Origin of the sequence: Klebsiella sp. BIGb0399 (assembly GCF_003752615.1) — a bacterium.
Lineage (GTDB): Bacteria > Pseudomonadota > Gammaproteobacteria > Enterobacterales > Enterobacteriaceae > Klebsiella > Klebsiella lignicola.
Map to the genome: position 1 here is coordinate 1,654,462 of NZ_RKHT01000005.1, position 17,151 is coordinate 1,671,612.

The window sequence follows — 17,151 nt, forward strand, 5'->3', positions numbered from 1 at the left end:
TTAGTGAGAAAAGTTGAAACTACATTTCAAATGATGATGGAGAATGGCCGTTCCTGCAAAACATTTTTCCTTATTAATCGTCGGTAATAGCAACAAATTGTTGATGGAACCGCCAGTTGGTTCTGAGGGGGCAATTAGATGTTTGACAAAATTTTTTTCGCCGCTAAGATACGACTCCACACCGATTCCTCTGTAGTTCAGTCGGTAGAACGGCGGACTGTTAATCCGTATGTCACTGGTTCGAGTCCAGTCAGAGGAGCCATATTTAAGAAGCCCGCTCAGGGTAACCTGAGCGGGCTTTTTGCTTTCCGCAATCAGCCAACTCTCCTGAACTGATTATTCAGACCCGCGCCAGATCACCAGAGGTCATTATTTAGCCGGGGTATTCAGCGGGCCGGGTTTACCAATCAGATAACCCTGAACCAGGTCGCAACCAAGCTGCTGCAAGGAATGTAGCTGCTCTTCGGTTTCGACACCTTCGGCGACGATGCGCATATGTAGGCTTTTCCCCATGCTGATAATCAACCGGACGATATCCAGGTCATCTTTCTGCATTGGAATATTCACCACAAATGAGCGGTCGATTTTGATTTTGTCGAACGGGAAATAGCTCAAGCGCGACAATGACGAGTAACCGGTACCAAAATCATCAATAGAAATCTGGATGCCAAGCTCGCGCAGCTGGCTGAGGATCTCTAAAGAACGGGTATTTTCATTGAATATATCCGACTCGGTAATTTCGAGGTCCAGACGGTGCGGATCCAGCCCTGTGCGCTTGAGGACCGAGATAACCACGTCGGTCAGCGAGCTGTTAATTAACTGAATGGGCGACACGTTAACCGAGACCTTCATCGGAGACGACCACCTCGCGGCCTCCTCGCAGGCGGTACTCAACACCCACTCCCCGAGCGCATTGATCATCCCGGTCTTCTCGGCAATCGGAATAAAGGTGGTGGGCGGCACCACGCCACGCACAGGATGGAACCAGCGCACCAGCGCCTCGTAGCCATAAATTTCGCCGTTGACCGTATCGGCTATCGGCTGGTAATAGACCCGGAACTCACCATTATCGAGAGCCTGCAGCAGATCATCCTCAAAGGACTTATTCTCCTGGAGACGTTGCAACATGTCAGGGCGGAAGATTTTGATCGTGCCGCTCCCCTCCTTCTTGGCTTCATATAACGCAAGATCGGCACACTTATACAGATAATCGGTACGGGTTTCCCGCTCAGAAAGTACCACGCCGATACAGGCATCAATATTGATCAGCGAATCATAAATTTGATAAGGCTGGGTGATTTTCTCACGAATGACCTGGGCGCGATCCAGCGCCATCTCTTCGCTCAGATCGCTGGAGATCAGCGCAAACTCATCCCCTCCCAGGCGATACAGCGTTTCCGAGGTTTTACGGAAAAAGGAGAGTCGACTGGCCAGTTCCTGCAGCAGCTTATCGCCGGAATCGTGTCCCAGCGTATCGTTCACATCTTTAAAGTTATCGAGATCGAACAGCATGATCACCGCCGAGCCGTTGTAAGGCCTGACCTGATTAACGACCTCTTGCAGTTTTTGCCAGAAGGAGAGCCGGTTTGGCATTCCGGTTAATGAGTCATGATAGGCATCGTACTGCAGCCGGCGGTTCTGCACCTGTAGCTTCTCTTTCGATGACTGCAGATCGTCGGCCAGCAGTTTCATTCTGACATGGGCGCGGCGCAGGTTGTTATTCTGACGCAACATCAACAGGCCCAGGGTAATACAGGTGGTGATCAGCAGGACGGAGATAATAGAGTAGATAAAATACAGATTCTGTATCTTGTCGTGGGTCTCGTTAACCACGTCGATCCCCTGCACCAGCGAGGTGGAGGCAATCGACGTCATCGGTCCGTCAAGCTCGCTCATGTCGCGTAATACGAGCTTGATCTGTGCCGGGGTCATCGTATCGAGTTCCCCGTCGAGCTGACGTAAAATATGAATCAAACTCGCCACGGTTGCCTTACGCCCCGCGTCCTTACGGATAAAGCTGCCCAGATCGCCCTGCTCCAGCAGTTCAATCTGGCTCAGCATAATATCCAGACGCAGGCGGACCTTATCGTGGTCGACGCTATCAACACCGAGCGCATACGCGCCTAAACTCGCCTCCAGCCGCATATATTCGGAAACCATCTGGGAGACTGACCAGGAGTCCGTATAGCGGGTTAATTTCTGTAACTCACCTTGCCGCTCATGCACCAGGTAGGTAATGTACCCGGTGATGATGAAAAGCGACAAAATAATGGCGGTAAGTATTCGATTCAAGATCAAACCCTTACTCAATGATAATTTTTGAAACTTGCCATGACGAACGGGAATAATAGATCTGATTCTGTAGTTCCGGGCTACTGTCGTACGGATAAACAATAAATAAAGGGCCTTTATCGCGGATCTGCATATATTCGCCGTTCATTTTTAGCGCCAGAATCGTCGGGAACTTGCGGAAGTCTTCGAGCGGGACGGTAGTCGTATAATCATTAAGGGCAATAACCTTTGCGGTTTCACCTTTAGCGCCCACTAAATCCATCAATTTCTTAAGGGAAACACCATCGAAACGCACCTTGCCTGAGTACCATGGCGTGGTGGTCACAATCGTCTCCATCCCCAGTTTTTCCAGCATATCCCGGTCAAACACCGCGGTATCGCCAACATTGGTATTCCCAATCAGGCCGGAAATGGTTAAAACGGGCTTGCCCGTAGGGGCAGGCAGTTTTTCTGCAAACGCATTTGGCACAGCCATAACACAAAATAACACTGCGAAAAGTAGACGCATTTTGCTCACCATTCCGTAATTGGAGTTTTGTTAATTGTAAACCATTAGGGTCAATTCTTAAAAGATGTCAGCCCCGGGTTGTGAGGTTCTGGATTAAAAATATTTCCGCATTTCAGAACCCTCCTTTCCTGTGTTTACACCTGGTGATAAAAAGAACGTTTTTTGCCATTTATGCAACGTCTCCGGTAAAAATCTTTTCTCTGCCCGGCCTGCGCGGTAGTCTCTGTAAAGACGTGGCTAAGACTGCGTCTCATTCCAATAATGACAAATATGACAACAGACAGGATTAGTATGGACTCAACGCTTATTTCTCATCCCCCCGGCAAGGAGGTTTGTTCACTTAATCGCGCCAGAAGAGCGGCCTGGGGCAGCTTTGCCGGTGCGGTAGTCGACTGGTATGACTTTTTGCTGTACGGCATCACCGCCGCGCTGGTGTTTAACCGCGAGTTTTTCCCGCAGGTCAGTCCCGCGATGGGTACCCTGGCAGCCTTCGCCACCTTCGGCGTCGGTTTCCTGTTTCGCCCGTTAGGCGGCATTATCTTTGGCCATTTCGGCGATCGTCTCGGACGTAAACGGATGCTGATGATGACCGTCTGGATGATGGGCATTGCCACCGCCTGCATCGGTTTGCTTCCCTCCTTTAACCAGATTGGTTGGTGGGCGCCGGTTCTGCTGGTCATCCTGCGAGCCATTCAGGGCTTCGCCGTAGGCGGTGAATGGGGTGGCGCGGCGCTGTTAGCCGTGGAAAGCGCCCCAAAACATAAAAAAGCCTTTTACAGCAGCGGGGTGCAGGTGGGTTATGGTGTCGGCCTGCTGCTCTCGACCGGCCTGGTCTCGCTGATTAGCGCCAACACCACCGACGAACAGTTCCTGAGCTGGGGCTGGCGTTTGCCCTTCCTGTTCAGCGTGGTGCTGGTGTTGATCGCCCTGTGGATCCGCAACGGCATGGCCGAATCGGCGGAATTTGAAAATCAGCAGCAGAAACCGCAACCGGCGGAGAAAAAACGTCTGCCGGTAATCGAAGCCCTGCTCCGCCATCCCGGCGCGTTTCTGCTGATCATCGCCCTGCGCCTGTGCGAACTGTTAACGATGTATATCGTGACCGCCTTCGCCCTGAATTACTCTACGCAGAACCTCGGGCTACCGCGCGAACTGTTCCTGAATATTGGCCTGCTGGTCGGCGCCATCAGCTGTTTGACGATTCCCTGCTTCGCCTGGCTGGCTGACCGCTTTGGCCGGCGACGCATCTATATAACCGGTGCACTGATCGGCACCCTGAGCGCCTTCCCGTTCTTTATGGCCCTGGAGAGTCAGTCTTACTTCTGGATCCTGTTTTTCGCCCTGATGCTGGCCAATATCGCCCATGATATGGTGGTGTGCGTCCAGCAGCCAATGTTCACCGAGATGTTCGGTGCCAGCTACCGCTACAGCGGTGCCGGTGTCGGCTATCAGGTGGCCAGCGTGGTTGGCGGCGGTTTTACGCCGTTTATCGCGGCGGCGTTAGTGACCTTCTCCGGAGGATCGTGGCACAGCGTGGCGATTTACCTGACCGTCGGCTGCCTGCTCTCTGCCCTCACGGCGATGCTGATGAAACAGAAAACTCACCCCTGATAGCATGCGGACGGCGGAAAAACCGCCGTCCATAAGGAGATGTCATGATCCAGGAGAACCGTCCCGCCTGCTGGCCCGCGCAGTTTCATCATCAGGAACTCCCGCTGCGGTTCTGTCCCGACCCGACCCTTGCCGAGCAACCACTGATTGAGCTGGCGCGTAATGGCCAGGCAGTGGCCCAGCTCTGGCAGGCGCCGCAGGGGTTTGTCGTGCCGGGAAGCTACCGCAAATTTAGTGAGCTTGACCACGTCAGCACGCTTTTCAGCCACCGCGGCTGGCCGGTATGGATACGCCGATCCGGCGGCGGGCTGGTGCCGCAAGGTCCGGGGATCGTCAATCTCAGTCTCGCCTGGCCGGTATCACAACCGCTGGGAGAAGCGGCGGAGCCGATCTATCTCCTGCTCTGCGGGCTGCTGCAGCGCACCCTGGCGACGTTCGGCGTCACCAGCCATTTTCAGTCGGTCACCGGTTCGTTCTGCGACGGGCGCTACAACCTGGCCTGCGGCGAGGGCGAGGATGTGCGCAAAATTGCCGGAACCGCCCAGTACTGGCGGCCTCTTTCGCAGGGCGAGGGGCATATCGTCCTCGCCCATGCGGTGATCTTACTGGAAGCCGATCTGCCCGCTGCACATCAGGCGGCTAATGCGTTCGAAGCCAGGCTCAACAGCGGCCGGGTCTATCGGGCCGATAAAACCGTCTCGCTATCGGAGCTACTGCTCGGTGAGACTAACCTGCTGGATCGTTTTCGCCAGGCGCTGGCGCAACAGCTGCACTCGCCTGCTTAGAACCACTCAGCGGCGACGACAGACAGCCGTAATGCGCTGTCGTTACCGGATTCCCACGCATTACGCTAGAATCCTTTTTTCCATCGGGGATTAACCCGCTCTACGCACTAAAGGTCACAATACATTGAATAATAAGACAAACTTTACGAAAGACGTGGCATGGGCCCGCCAGAATATGCCGCGGACGCTGCGCCAGGTTGCCGCGCTTCCAGACCTGAGCCAGGTGCGACTGGCCTGCTGCATGCATCTGGATATGAAAATGATCCCACTGGTGCAGGGGATCCTCGAAAAAGGGGCAAAAGTCTTTCTGACCACCTGCAACCCGACCACCGTTCAGGATGATGTGGTCGCCTGGCTGGTCGAGCGCGGCGCTGAGGCCTGCGCCTGGCGCGACATGAGCGATGCCGACTGGCAGCAATCCTGGGAACAGGCCATTGCCTGGGAACCGACTCATCTGTGCGAAATGGGGGCGGATATTACCACTCTGCTCCACCAGCGCGGCGAGTTTGGCAATATCGTTGCCGGCCTGGAAGCCACCGGCTCCGGCGTCAGCCGCCTGGGCGATATCCGTCCCGGCTACCCGATTTTTAACTGGGACGATCTGCCGGTGAAAGAGGGTTTGCATAACCGTCACATGGTTGGCCTCACCGCCTGGCACACCTTTTTCCAGACCACCCACCTGACCCTGCATGAGAAAAAAGTGCTGGTGATCGGCTATGGCCTGGTGGGTCAAGGCGTTGCTGCCTCGGCGAAAGCCTTTGGCGGACAGGTCATGGTGGCCGAAATCGATCCCGCTCGTCGCCTGCAGGCGGCCTATGATGGCTGGCACGTTGTCGACTTACAGGATGCCATCGCCTCTGCGGATGTGGTCGCTACCGCAACCGGCGGCAAAAAAGTGGTCAACAGCCAGGCCCTGGACAAGGCGAAAGACGGAGTATTTATCCTCAACGTGGGCCACGTTGCCGAAGAGATCGACTGTGGCTATCTGCGTCAGTTCAGCCATGAAGAGGTCATGCCGTTCATCAACGCCTATCGGATGGAGGATAAAACCGTGTATCTGATGGCCAACGGCTCGATGCTGAACCTGACCGCCGGATTTGGCGACAGCCTCAACGCCTTTGACGTCACCCTGGCGGTGATGGCCAGCGGTATCAAGCATATCGTGACGGAAGGGATGCAGGCGCCGGCTGCGGTCTACCTGCTACCGCAGAACGTGTGGCAACAGGCGCTCTAAATCCGTGTGGATATCAGGGCGACGGCTGTCGCCCTGATGACGGGTTAGTGACCTTCCGGCAGCACAATATTGCTTTCTGCCAGCGTCCCCATTTCGTTGTAAATCGTGCAGGCCGCCTGCACCAGATGCATCGCCAGCGCCGCCCCGCTGCCTTCACCTAAGCGCATCCCCATGTTGAGATAAGGTTCCAGCTGCAGGTGTTCCAGTGCGATACGCGCCCCTTTTTCCGCCGACAGATGCGACGGGATCAGATACGGGTGAACCCCAGGCGCCAGACGACAGGCCGCCAGCGCCGAGGCATAAGACAGAAAACCGTCCAGCACCACCGGTAACCCGCAGGATGCCGCGCCCAGCATCACGCCGGCCATACCGACCAGATCAAACCCGCCCACTTTCGCCAGTACGTCCAGACCATCGTCCGCCTGCGGTTGATTTACCGCTATCGCCCGCCGCACGACGTCGGCTTTGTGCGCCAGCTGAGACACCGGCAGGTTAGCGCCAATGCCAACCACCTCATGGGCATCATTGCCAGTCAGTACGCTAACCACGGCCGCCGCGGGGGTGGTGTTGGCCATGCCCAGTTCGCCGACGCCAAATACCTTGACTCCTTGAGCCGCCAGCTCGCGGGTATAGCCAATGCTGGCCACCAGCAGCGCCGTCGCCTGTTCGCGACTCATGGCTGCCGTGTGGGCAATGTTAGCGCTGCCGCGCGCGACTTTCATATTCACCAGGCCGGGAATCGGGTCCGCGTCGATACCGGCATCAATTACGTGCACCTGGGCTCCGGCCTGCGCCGCCAGCACGCAGACGCCGGTATTTTTCCGGGTCATGTTTGTTGCCTGAATCGCCGTCACCACCTGAGGTGAAATCGCAACCCCTTCATGCCAGACGCCATGATCGGCGCACATCACTACGATGGCTTTCTCCATCAGCTGCAGCTCGCCGCGCAACCCCGGCATACCGGCCAGTTGTACGGCCAGCGCTTCCAGTCGCCCCAGGCTACCCGGCGGTTTTAATAATCCGTCCAGATGCTGTTGCGCCCGCGCCATCGCCGCCCGATCCGGCGGTGCAATAGCGGCAATGAAAGCCGAAAGATTGTCCATTATGTTCCTCGTCGCACTGTCAAATGATGTGTCATCGCCCATTGTGAACCCCGTGGCGCGCAGAAATTCACGTGACAAGGCCATTCACCGCAGGGAGAAGGAGATAAATCAGAGGGGGAATTCCCGGCGACGAGGGCCGCCACCGGGCAGGTACAGCGTGATTACTCTTCGACTTTCGCTTCGCCAATCACTTTCAGCTTTTTGGAAATGTCGCGGCGTTCTTTGGACAGCTCAGCATTTTTGATGATGTAGTCATCAACACGATCTTCGTAATCGCTTTTCATGCTGGCAATAATGCCCTGAATGGCTTCAACGCTCATGCCTGGCTTGATGTAGTCACTGAGGTTGTCCAGCAGCAGTACGCGCTTCTGGTTGTCACGGATCTTTTTCTCAACGTCCTGAATTTCACGCTGCAATTTGTTCTTACGACGATACAGGCGAACAAACTCCAGTACGTCCTGGAAAGAAGGCTTAGTTGTTTCCATTTTTACACCCCTAATATTTGAGATTCGGATTCGCTAAAGCGACTGCTATATAGGGCTAACATAACTGTTAGCAGACGCTGATGACAATGTTTTTTCCTTTACGTTTATCATAACCCTAAATGCAGCTGAATCGAAGCAACCTGTGGGCAAATTGCGTGCATCTGGCTTTTATTTACGCAGCGCCCGGCAGATTAAATTCGACAGCAGCTCAAGCTGGCGCGCCAGTTCGATGCTCAGCCAGACGTAGCCATGAATGGGGGTTTCCGACAGGTTTTCCCCCTTATGCTCGTTCATCAGCTGGCGCAGTTCAGCCACAACCTCGTTGAGTTTTTCGGTGTTGGCGCGAATGGGCTGCGGGTTACCTTCATACAAGGCATGCGCAATAGTCAGCAAGGTTTGCTGGGTCATCTGCTGGGTTTCGCGCAGCGTATGGGCGTTCAGCATCACAAAATGGCCGGGACGGGAAATCCAGTAGGCGTTGATCTGCAGTTCAAGCATGCAGACCAGATTGCGGCTCACGGTCTGAATCGCCTCGAAAATGGCTTTCTGGATATGGGTCTCTTTGCTGGCCGGGGTAATCAGGCCGCGCATTTTGACCACATCGTTCAGCACCTTCTGCAGGTGTTTTTCCAGACGCGGTCGCTCCACCAGGTTAGGGGAAAAACCAGCCTGATACAGACGGTTGAAGGCGGTGACATAGTTGGCCATCTGAATGCGCCAGTGCAGAAATGCCCGCTGTGGCCAGATGCCGGTGAACAGCATCGCCAGCAACGAGCCGAAGATAACATCGCCGCTTCGCCAGAGCGCGGTATGCATATCGCCGGGCGGCGCCCCGACCACCACCGATAACGTGATGCCGATAAGCAGCGCCTGATAGGGCTTTTTGCCCAGCGCCAGCCAGCCGCAGAGAAACATGGCCAGGCCGCACCACAGCACCATTATGGGTAAGGAGATCAGTTCAAGCTTGAGCGCCACCAGCCCCAGCGCCGAACCTAAAATGGTACCGCCGATACGTTCAAAAGCACGCGGCACCACGTTGCCCCAGAAGGAAATTGGCCCCATCACCACCACCAGGGTGATCAGCGGCCAGGTGCCTTCCGGCACATTCAGCAGACGAACCAGCAAAAAAGTGAGGACAAAGGCCAGAGCAATTCGAATACCATGTACCACGCGATAGTGGCGATACAGACGAATTTCGAAAGGCTTGAGTGATTTATCAGCGCGCACAACGCTCTCCAGCAAGAAAGCAGGTAGCAAAGGCCAATTGTAACTGCTTTTTCACTATAAGCAGCACGCCGATCAAAAAAACCTTTTCACAGAGGGATTATCGGGTTACTCCCCGACCGGCGTCACCGCGACATACATTTCAATGTCCCAGTAGCCGTCCTGATTGCCGTCGTTCAGATAAAGCTCGAAGCACGGTTTTTCCGCAATGTGGTACGCCTTGTCCTGCATCAGGCTGTTGAAGAAGGCCAGCCACGGCGTGGAGAAGTCATGATTTTCCACCCGCGCGCGGGCGAACGCGTACTCTCCTCCAGCGATCTCGGTGAGAATCACCCCTTCGCTGCCGGGCGGGATAACATAATCTTCCGCCACGGTAACCACCGTATCGCAGCGCAGTTTCTCGGGCGGCACCTGGTCTGGGTTATCGTAGTAAACGGCCACCCACTCCTGCGCCGGCACCTGATGGTTTGTGACCCACGCCATCAGTTGTTCAAAACCCTGCTTAACGGTCTGTTCCCACGGCCCCACCAGGTGAAACCCGGCAATGTTACGTTTGCCGACGGACTTAACGTGATATTCCATGCTGCCTCCACTGTTAATAACAACTGTATAAATATACATGAAGTGTAACCAGGCGATGAGGTTCAGTATGTGAGTTGATTCGCAGAGTTGCCGTAATATTATCCAAAAAAAATGCCCCGAACGGGGCATAAAGATTACAGGCCGTGGTGCAGATAATCGCTCAATCGCGAGAAGAACCCGCCCTTGCCGACGCTCTCCAGAGTGACCAGCGGCCAGTGGGCCACCACTTTGTCACCATCGTACAGTGAAATTTCGCCCACCCGCTGGTTGGCGGCAATCGGCGCTTCGAGATCTTTCTTATCCAGCACATATTTCGCTTTGATGCGTGACACTTCCGACTTCGGCAGCGCTAACCAGAAGTCCTGATCGGTGCCCAGCTCGATGTGATCTTTATCGCCGTACCAGATCTGCTCGCTGCCGACTTTTTTGCCCTTTTGCAGCACCTGGACGGTATCGAAGTTTTGCTGGCCCCAGTGCAGCAGCTTCGCCGCCTGCTGTTCGCGCCCTTTCGGGCTGTCGGCGCCCATCACCACGGCAATAAGACGACGTTTGCCGTCAACCGCAGAGGCAATCAGGTTAAAGCCGGCGCCTGAGGTGTGCCCGGTCTTCAGGCCATCGACATTCATGGTTTTATCCCACAGCAGCCCGTTGCGGTTCTGCTGGGTGATACCATTCCATGTCAGGCTTTTTTGGCTGTACATATGGTAGACGTCAGGCTCGCCGTGAATGATCGCCCGTGACAGTACCGCCAGATCGTAGGCGGAACTGTGCTGGCCCGGCGCATCAAGACCATGCACGGTTTCAAAATGGGTATCCTGCAGATGCAGTTTTTCAACATAGCTGTTCATCAAGGCGACGAACTGTGGTTGGCCGCCGGCCACATAATCCGCCAGCGCCACGCAGGCGTCGTTACCGGAATCGACAATAAGTCCGCGGCTTAAATCGCGCACGCTGACCCGGTCACCTTGCTTCAGGAACATCAGTGACGAGCCGTCAAATACCGGGTTGCCTTTGGCCCAGGCATCGCGGCCGACGGTGACGATATCGTCAAAGGTGATGCGGTGGCTGTCGATCGCGCGATCGACCACATAGCCGGTCATTAATTTCGTCAGACTGGCAGGGTTACGCTGCTGGTGCTCATTGCCCGCAGTCAGTATCTGCCCGGTGGTATAATCCATGAGTACCCAGGAGCCAGCCTGAATCGACGGCGGCGCCACGGTAGCGGGGAAATCATTAGCAGCAAATGCGCAAGAAACGCTCGAAGCGAGCAAAGTTACAGCAATAAAAAAACGGCCTTTCAACGGCATATCCTCTAGATTGGCAGACTCGCCGTCCTTTTTACGGAAGTTCTTCTTTCAAATCAGGGTTTAATTGCAAGAAAATATGACACGGTAAAAGTCTGCCACGGCCAACGCCCTTCTGATGCCCAGGCAAATCGTTTACCATAACGGATGCACGCCACCATGGATAATGAACAGACTATGCAAGATAGCGCCAATCAGCCCGGATTTTTGTTTCACGATTACGAGACCTTCGGCACCAGCCCTTCGCTTGACCGGCCGGCGCAGTTCGCCGCCATCCGCACCGATGCGGAGCTGAATATCATCGGCGAACCGGAAGTCTTCTACTGCAAACTGGCCGACGACTATCTGCCGCAGCCGCAGGCGGTCATGATCACCGGGATCACCCCGCAGGAAGCTATCGCCAAAGGCGACAACGAAGCGGCCTTTGCCCGCCGTATTCACGATCTGTTCACGGTGCCCAAAACCTGCATCGTCGGCTATAACAACGTGCGCTTCGATGATGAAGTCAGCCGCAATATTTTCTATCGCAACTTCTACGATCCCTACGCCTGGAGCTGGCAGCACGATAACTCCCGTTGGGATCTGCTGGATGTGATGCGTGCCTGCTACGCGCTGCGCCCGGAAGGGATCAACTGGCCGGAGAACGACGACGGCCTGCCGAGCTTCCGCCTGGAGCATCTGACCGTCGCCAACGGCATTGAACACAGCAATGCCCACGACGCGATGGCCGACGTTTACGCCACCATCGCCATGGCGAAACTGGTCAAAACCCAGCAGCCGCGCCTGTTTGACTATCTCTACAGCCATCGCAACAAGCGCAAGCTGGCGACGCTTATCGACGTGGTGCAAATCAAGCCGCTGGTCCATGTGTCCGGCATGTTCGGCGCGGCCCGCGGCAACACCAGCCTGGTCGCCCCGCTTGCCTGGCACCCGGACAACCGCAATGCGGTGATCATGGTCGATCTTGCCGGCGATATGACCCCGCTGCTGGAACTGGATGCCGATACGCTGCGCGAACGCCTGTATACGCCAAAAGCCGATCTCGGCGAACTGGCAGCGGTGCCGATTAAGCTGGTTCATCTGAATAAATGCCCGGTGCTGGCCCAGGATAACGCGCTGCGCCCGCAGGATGCCGACCGGCTGGGGATAAACCGCCAGCGCTGCATGGATAATCTGCAACTGTTGCGCAGTCATCCGCAGCTACGTGAGAAAGTGGTCGCCCTCTTTGCCGACGCGGAGCCGTTCGTGCCGTCTGACAACGTCGATGCTCAGCTCTATAACGGCTTTTTCAGCGATGCCGACCGCGCGGCGATGAAAATCGTTCTGGAAACCGAGCCGCGTAACCTGCCCGCGCTGGATATTACCTTCGCCGACCAGCGGATAGCCCGCCTGCTGTTTAACTATCGCGCGCGCAATTTCCCCGGCACCCTCGACGAGGCCGAGCAGCAACGCTGGTTAGAGCATCGTCGTGAAGTGTTTACCCCGGAGCGTTTGCAGGCTTATGCCGATGAGTTGCAGATGTTGTATCAGCAATATCCGGACAACACAGAGAAGCAGGCGCTGTTGAAAGCGCTGTGGCAGTACGTGCAGGAGATTGTTTGATTGGGAACAGTTCCCGCAGGCGGCGCCTGACGGGTTGTAGCCCGGGCTGGGCATAAAGCACAACCCGGGTACGGTTGGTTAACTTCTGGCGCGGCTGGCGATAATCGCCTCCGCAACATTGCGCGGAGCTTCCGCGTAATGGTGGAACTCCATGCTGTAGGTGGCACGCCCCTGCGACATTGAACGCAGCGTGGTGGAATAGCCAAACATCTCAGCCAGCGGTACATCCGCACGGATAATCTGGCTGCCGAAGCGCTCTTCCATCCCCTGCACCATGCCGCGCCGGGAAGAGAGATCGCCCATAATGTTTCCGGCGTACTCCTCCGGCGTTTCCACTTCCACGTGCATCACCGGCTCGAGGATCACCGGATCGGCCCGACGCGCCCCTTCCTTGAAGCCAAAAATCGCCGCCATGCGGAAGGCCATTTCCGAGGAGTCGACATCATGGTACGAACCAAAGGTCAGGGTGGCTTTGACATCCACCACCGGATAGCCGGCCAGCACGCCGGTGCCCATCGCTTCACGCAAGCCTTTCTCCACTGACGGGATATACTCGCGCGGTACCACGCCGCCTTTAGTGGCATCTTCAAACACAAAGCCACTTCCCGGCGCCAGCGGTTCCAGCATCAGCACCACATGACCGTACTGCCCTTTGCCGCCGGACTGGCGGACAAATTTGCCTTCCACCTCTTTGACCGTTTTACGGATCGTTTCGCGGTAGGTGACCTGCGGACGGCCGATATTGGCTTCCACGCCAAACTCACGTTTCATGCGGTCGACGATAATTTCCAGATGCAGTTCTCCCATCCCGGAGATAATCGTCTGGCCGGACTCCTCGTCAGTGTGCAGACGAAATGACGGGTCTTCTGCCGCCAGTCTCTGCAGAGCGATGCCCATTTTCTCCTGGTCGGCTTTGGTTTTCGGTTCAATTGCCAGCGAAATCACCGGCTCCGGAAACTCCATGCGTTCCAGGGTAATCACCGCATCGGGATCGCACAGCGTGTCGCCGGTGGTCACATCCTTCAGTCCGACGCAGGCGGCAATATCCCCGGCATGCAGTTCATCCACCTCATGACGGTCGTTGGCATGCATCAGCACAATACGCCCGATACGCTCCTTCTTGCCTTTCACCGGGTTGTACACCGCATCGCCTTTTTTCAGGGTGCCGGAGTAAACCCGAATAAAGGTCAACTGGCCAACGTACGGGTCGGTCATCAGTTTAAACGCCAGCGCCGAGAACGGTTCGTCGTCGCCCGGATGACGTTCAGCCGGCTGGCCTTTCTCATCGACACCCTCAATCGCCGGAACATCCAGCGGCGACGGCATCAGCTCGATTACCGCATCGAGCATGCGCTGCACGCCTTTGTTCTTGAACGCGCTGCCGCACAGCACCGCCTGAATTTCCCCGCCGACGGTGCGCTGACGCAACCCGGCGATAATATCGGCTTCGCTCAGTTCGCCGGTTTCCAGGTATTTGTCCATCAGCGCGTCGTTGGCTTCCGCCGCCGCCGAGACCATTTTTTCTCGCCATTCCTGGGCGGTCGCCAGCAGGTCGTCCGGCACCGGCGCGTAGCTAAAAGTCATGCCCTGGGTCGCGTCGTCCCACAAGATGGCGCGCATTTTGATGAGATCCACCACCCCGGTGAAATGCTCCTCGGCTCCAATAGGGATCACGATCGGCACCGGGTTAGCTTTCAGACGGTCGATCATCATCTGCACGACACGGAAGAAATCCGCACCGGGACGGTCCATTTTATTGACGAACGCCAGCCGTGGTACGTGGTATTTATTCGCCTGTCGCCAGACGGTTTCTGATTGCGGCTGCACGCCACCGACGGAGTCATACACCATGACCGCACCGTCCAGCACGCGCATCGAACGCTCCACCTCGATGGTGAAATCCACGTGGCCCGGGGTGTCGATAATATTGATGCGGTGTGGCTCGAAACTGCGATCCATACCGGGCCAGAAGCAGCTTACCGCCGCGGAGGTAATCGTAATTCCGCGCTCTTGCTCCTGCGCCATCCAGTCAGTGGTTGCCGCGCCATCGTGTACTTCCCCCAGCTTGTGGCTCATTCCGGTGTAAAACAGAATGCGCTCGGTGGTGGTGGTTTTGCCGGCATCGATATGCGCGGAGATACCGATGTTGCGATAACGTTCGAGGGGGATGGGTCGGGGCATGATGCGTCCTTAGTCGTATTGACTGTCAGTGAGCGGCTGAATTGTGCCGCAATGTGTTTATCGGCCTCTATCATAGTACAACTGTACGAGTATATTCGAACTATTTTTGCTATCGTTTCTATTGGTGAAGCTGAACTGACGTACATGGCGTTAGCCATGTAGTTTGGGTATATTACCGGCCAGCCGCCGATACGGGCTGCTGCTCCCGGGAGCAGAGCAACCGCCGACACAGGAATATTATGATCGCCAATCATCCCGAACGTGAACAAATCCGCCTGGAAAATGTTCTTTTTGCCCTTGGAAATCCGATGCGTCTGGAGATTATTCGCATCCTGGCTGACGGCAATGAGCAGAGCTGTAACGCCCTGCGCCCTGAAGATATCGCTAAATCCACGATGACTCACCACTGGCGCGTCCTGCGCGATAGCGGCGTGATCTGGCAGCGCCCCCAAGGACGCGAAAATATGATTTCGTTGCGCAGAGACGATCTCGACGCCCGCTTTCCCGGGCTACTGGATGCGCTGCTCAAGGTGATGGCTTAGGCCGAACCAGGAATGTGATTCAGGCAGGTTGCGGGTCTGTCATTTCCCACTCGCTCACGGCGCAGGTTGCGCCGCGCGACAAAAACAAAAAAGCCGGAGGTTTCCCCCCGGCTTTTTAATCACAACGTGTATTTACGCCACGTCTTCGTACTGCGGAACCGGGTTACGGAAACGCTTGGTCACACAGGCCAGGTATACCAGGCCAATGGTGCCCCAAATCAGACCCAGAACCATAGAGCTCTGCTCCAGGTTAACCCACAGTGCGCCTACGGTCAGTGCGCCACAGGACGGCAGCACCAGGTAGTTGATGTGGTCTTTCAGCGTCTTGTTACGCTTCTCACGGATCCAGAACTGCGAAATCACCGACAGGTTAACGAAGGTAAACGCCACCAGCGCACCAAAGTTAATCAGCGCCGTTGCGGTCACCAGGTCGAATTTAATCGCCAGCAGTGCAATCGCGCCAACCAGCAGCACGTTAAACGCCGGAGTACGCCATTTCGGGTGAATATAGCCGAAGAAGCTGGTCGGGAACACGCCGTCGCGGCCCATTACGTACATCAGGCGAGAAACACCCGCATGTGCGGCCATACCGGAAGCCAGAACGGTCACGCTGGAGAAAATCAGCACGCCCCACTGGAAGGTTTTGCCCGCTACGTACAGCATGATTTCAGGCTGTGATGCATCCGGATCTTTAAAGCGCGAGATGTCCGGGAAGTACAGCTGCAGGAAGTAAGAGGCACCGATAAAGATCATGCCGCCAATCAGCGCAGTCAGGAAGATTGCCTTCGGGATCACGCGCTCTGCATCTTTGGTCTCTTCGGACAGCGAAGAGATGCCGTCAAAGCCGAGGAACGAGAAGCACAGAATAGTCGCCCCGGTAATCATCGGCACCACGTGGGCCCCTTCGGACCAGAACGGACGGGTGCTGGTCAGCGTGCCGGCACCTTCACCGTGCATCACGCCGTAGATGATCAGGCCGACAATCACCGCCACAATACCCATCTGCAGAACCACAATCAGGGTGTTGAAGTTCGCCACAGCCTTGATGCTACGCAGGTTAGAGACGGTCATGAAACCGACCAGCGCGACCACGAAGATCCATGACGGCACGGAAGGCATCAGCGCTTCAAAGTAAATTTTCGCCAGCAGGATGTTGATCATCGGCATGAACAGGTAGTCCAGCAGCGATGACCAGCCAACCATAAAGCCTACGGTCGGGCTGATGGATTTCTGGGCGTAGGTATAAGCGGAACCTGCTGACGGGAAACGACGAACCAGTTTACCGTAGCTCAGTGCCGTAAAGAGAATCGCGATCAGGGCGAAGGCGTAGGCCGTCGCGACGTGACCGTCGGTCAATCCAGAGACGATACCAAACGTATCGAACAGCGTCATCGGCTGCATATAGGCCAGGCCCATCATTACAACCGGAATCAACGTAAGCGTCTTACGTAATTCCACGCGAGAGGTTTTTGGAGTAGCGTTATGCGACATGGTGGTTATCCCCTTTCACGGCGAATGCCATCGCGTAAGCAAAAAATTGCCCCATTTCAGTGTATTCCTCAGCGACAACGACTGTCGGTTTTTAGTAAATATCTATCCGGTACGAAGCCCGGCCTCTTGTATTGAATGATGTGCCTTGAAAGCAAAAAAATAACCGACACTTCAAAAAGCGTCGGCTAAATTCCATTTTTCAGGCCG

16 protein-coding genes and 1 tRNA gene are annotated in these 17,151 nt (G+C 55.8%); 6 read left to right on the forward strand and 11 right to left on the reverse strand.

Translation table 11 applies throughout. The features are described from left to right. Complete coding sequence (locus EDF82_RS25640; RefSeq protein ID WP_222618218.1) at nt 1-180, reverse strand: DUF5951 family protein; 180 nt, start codon at nt 178-180, stop codon at nt 1-3. A 6-nt stretch (nt 181-186) separates the two neighbouring features. Here EDF82_RS25640 and EDF82_RS08210 point away from each other — a divergent pair. Beyond that, a tRNA-Asn gene (locus EDF82_RS08210) sits at nt 187-262 on the forward strand. A gap of 107 nt (nt 263-369) precedes the next feature. Here EDF82_RS08210 and EDF82_RS08215 read toward each other — a convergent pair. After that, nucleotides 370-2,292, reverse strand: a complete 1,923-nt coding sequence (locus EDF82_RS08215) for a bifunctional diguanylate cyclase/phosphodiesterase (RefSeq protein ID WP_123755009.1) — start codon at nt 2,290-2,292, stop codon at nt 370-372. A gap of 10 nt (nt 2,293-2,302) precedes the next feature. Further along, the gene (locus EDF82_RS08220) at nt 2,303-2,800 is read right to left on the reverse strand and encodes a molybdopterin-dependent oxidoreductase (protein WP_123755010.1); all 498 of its coding nucleotides are present in this window, start codon (nt 2,798-2,800) and stop codon (nt 2,303-2,305) included. Nucleotides 2,801-3,091: 291 nt separating this feature from the next. On the opposite strand from EDF82_RS08220, the gene shiA reads away from it, so the two are divergent. The 3 genes from shiA (at nt 3,092) to EDF82_RS08235 (ending at nt 6,430) form a co-directional block, all read left to right on the forward strand. Continuing rightward, on the forward strand, nt 3,092-4,411 hold the full coding sequence (gene shiA / locus EDF82_RS08225; RefSeq protein WP_123755011.1) for a shikimate transporter: 1,320 nt from the start codon (nt 3,092-3,094) through the stop codon (nt 4,409-4,411). A gap of 44 nt (nt 4,412-4,455) precedes the next feature. After that, nucleotides 4,456-5,196 carry a lipoate--protein ligase family protein gene (locus EDF82_RS08230; RefSeq protein ID WP_123755012.1) on the forward strand — a complete coding sequence of 247 codons (741 nt, stop codon included), beginning with the start codon at nt 4,456-4,458 and terminating at the stop codon, nt 5,194-5,196. Nucleotides 5,197-5,320: 124 nt separating this feature from the next. Then, on the forward strand, nt 5,321-6,430 hold the full coding sequence (locus tag EDF82_RS08235; protein ID WP_123755013.1) for an adenosylhomocysteinase: 1,110 nt from the start codon (nt 5,321-5,323) through the stop codon (nt 6,428-6,430). Between the two features lie 44 nt (nt 6,431-6,474). Here EDF82_RS08235 and cobT read toward each other — a convergent pair whose 3' ends face one another. From cobT to dacD, 5 genes are all read right to left on the reverse strand, one after another. Further along, a complete protein-coding gene (gene cobT, locus EDF82_RS08240) occupies nt 6,475-7,533 on the reverse strand; it encodes a nicotinate-nucleotide--dimethylbenzimidazole phosphoribosyltransferase (protein WP_123755014.1) in 1,059 nt (352 codons plus the stop codon). Between the two features lie 161 nt (nt 7,534-7,694). Next, the gene (locus EDF82_RS08245) at nt 7,695-8,018 is read right to left on the reverse strand and encodes a DUF496 family protein (protein WP_041146350.1); all 324 of its coding nucleotides are present in this window, start codon (nt 8,016-8,018) and stop codon (nt 7,695-7,697) included. A gap of 168 nt (nt 8,019-8,186) precedes the next feature. Continuing rightward, complete coding sequence (locus EDF82_RS08250) at nt 8,187-9,245, reverse strand: FUSC family protein (RefSeq protein ID WP_123755015.1); 1,059 nt, start codon at nt 9,243-9,245, stop codon at nt 8,187-8,189. Nucleotides 9,246-9,350: 105 nt separating this feature from the next. Further along, a complete protein-coding gene (gene sbmC / locus EDF82_RS08255; protein ID WP_123755016.1) occupies nt 9,351-9,824 on the reverse strand; it encodes a DNA gyrase inhibitor SbmC in 474 nt (157 codons plus the stop codon). A 134-nt stretch (nt 9,825-9,958) separates the two neighbouring features. Beyond that, entirely contained in the window at nt 9,959-11,125 is a 1,167-nt protein-coding gene (dacD, locus tag EDF82_RS08260; RefSeq protein ID WP_174507977.1) for a serine-type D-Ala-D-Ala carboxypeptidase DacD, read from the reverse strand. A gap of 180 nt (nt 11,126-11,305) precedes the next feature. Here dacD and sbcB point away from each other — a divergent pair, with 180 nt between their 5' ends. After that, on the forward strand, nt 11,306-12,730 hold the full coding sequence (gene sbcB, locus EDF82_RS08265; protein ID WP_123755513.1) for an exodeoxyribonuclease I: 1,425 nt from the start codon (nt 11,306-11,308) through the stop codon (nt 12,728-12,730). A gap of 78 nt (nt 12,731-12,808) precedes the next feature. Here sbcB and fusA read toward each other — a convergent pair whose 3' ends face one another. Continuing rightward, nucleotides 12,809-14,911, reverse strand: coding sequence for an elongation factor G (gene fusA, locus EDF82_RS08270; protein WP_123755018.1), 2,103 nt, complete (start codon nt 14,909-14,911; stop codon nt 12,809-12,811). A 239-nt stretch (nt 14,912-15,150) separates the two neighbouring features. On the opposite strand from fusA, the gene EDF82_RS08275 reads away from it, so the two are divergent. Next, nucleotides 15,151-15,453, forward strand: coding sequence for a helix-turn-helix transcriptional regulator (locus EDF82_RS08275; protein ID WP_123755019.1), 303 nt, complete (start codon nt 15,151-15,153; stop codon nt 15,451-15,453). Between the two features lie 132 nt (nt 15,454-15,585). Here EDF82_RS08275 and EDF82_RS08280 read toward each other — a convergent pair whose 3' ends face one another. Both EDF82_RS08280 and yoeI read right to left on the reverse strand, forming a co-directional pair. Further along, complete coding sequence (locus EDF82_RS08280; protein ID WP_123755020.1) at nt 15,586-16,944, reverse strand: APC family permease; 1,359 nt, start codon at nt 16,942-16,944, stop codon at nt 15,586-15,588. Next, a complete protein-coding gene (gene yoeI / locus EDF82_RS25645) occupies nt 16,934-16,999 on the reverse strand; it encodes a membrane protein YoeI (RefSeq protein ID WP_123755514.1) in 66 nt (21 codons plus the stop codon). The genes EDF82_RS08280 and yoeI overlap by 11 nt, the downstream gene beginning before the upstream one ends. Nucleotides 17,000-17,151: the final 152 nt, after the last annotated feature.

Bases quoted from the DNA above. Each gene is read 5' to 3' on its own strand.
- EDF82_RS08220 (WP_123755010.1), bottom strand. From the start codon at position 2,800: ATGCGTCTACTTTTCGCAGTGTTATTTTGTGTTATGGCTGTGCCAAAT.
- fusA (WP_123755018.1), bottom strand. From the start codon at position 14,911: ATGCCCCGACCCATCCCCCTCGAACGTTATCGCAACATCGGTATCTCC.
- EDF82_RS08275 (WP_123755019.1), top strand. From the start codon at position 15,151: ATGATCGCCAATCATCCCGAACGTGAACAAATCCGCCTGGAAAATGTT.
- cobT (WP_123755014.1), bottom strand. From the start codon at position 7,533: ATGGACAATCTTTCGGCTTTCATTGCCGCTATTGCACCGCCGGATCGG.
- EDF82_RS08280 (WP_123755020.1), bottom strand. From the start codon at position 16,944: ATGTCGCATAACGCTACTCCAAAAACCTCTCGCGTGGAATTACGTAAG.
- sbmC (WP_123755016.1), bottom strand. From the start codon at position 9,824: ATGGAATATCACGTTAAGTCCGTCGGCAAACGTAACATTGCCGGGTTT.
- EDF82_RS08245 (WP_041146350.1), bottom strand. From the start codon at position 8,018: ATGGAAACAACTAAGCCTTCTTTCCAGGACGTACTGGAGTTTGTTCGC.
- sbcB (WP_123755513.1), top strand. From the start codon at position 11,306: ATGCAAGATAGCGCCAATCAGCCCGGATTTTTGTTTCACGATTACGAG.
- EDF82_RS08230 (WP_123755012.1), top strand. From the start codon at position 4,456: ATGATCCAGGAGAACCGTCCCGCCTGCTGGCCCGCGCAGTTTCATCAT.
- shiA (WP_123755011.1), top strand. From the start codon at position 3,092: ATGGACTCAACGCTTATTTCTCATCCCCCCGGCAAGGAGGTTTGTTCA.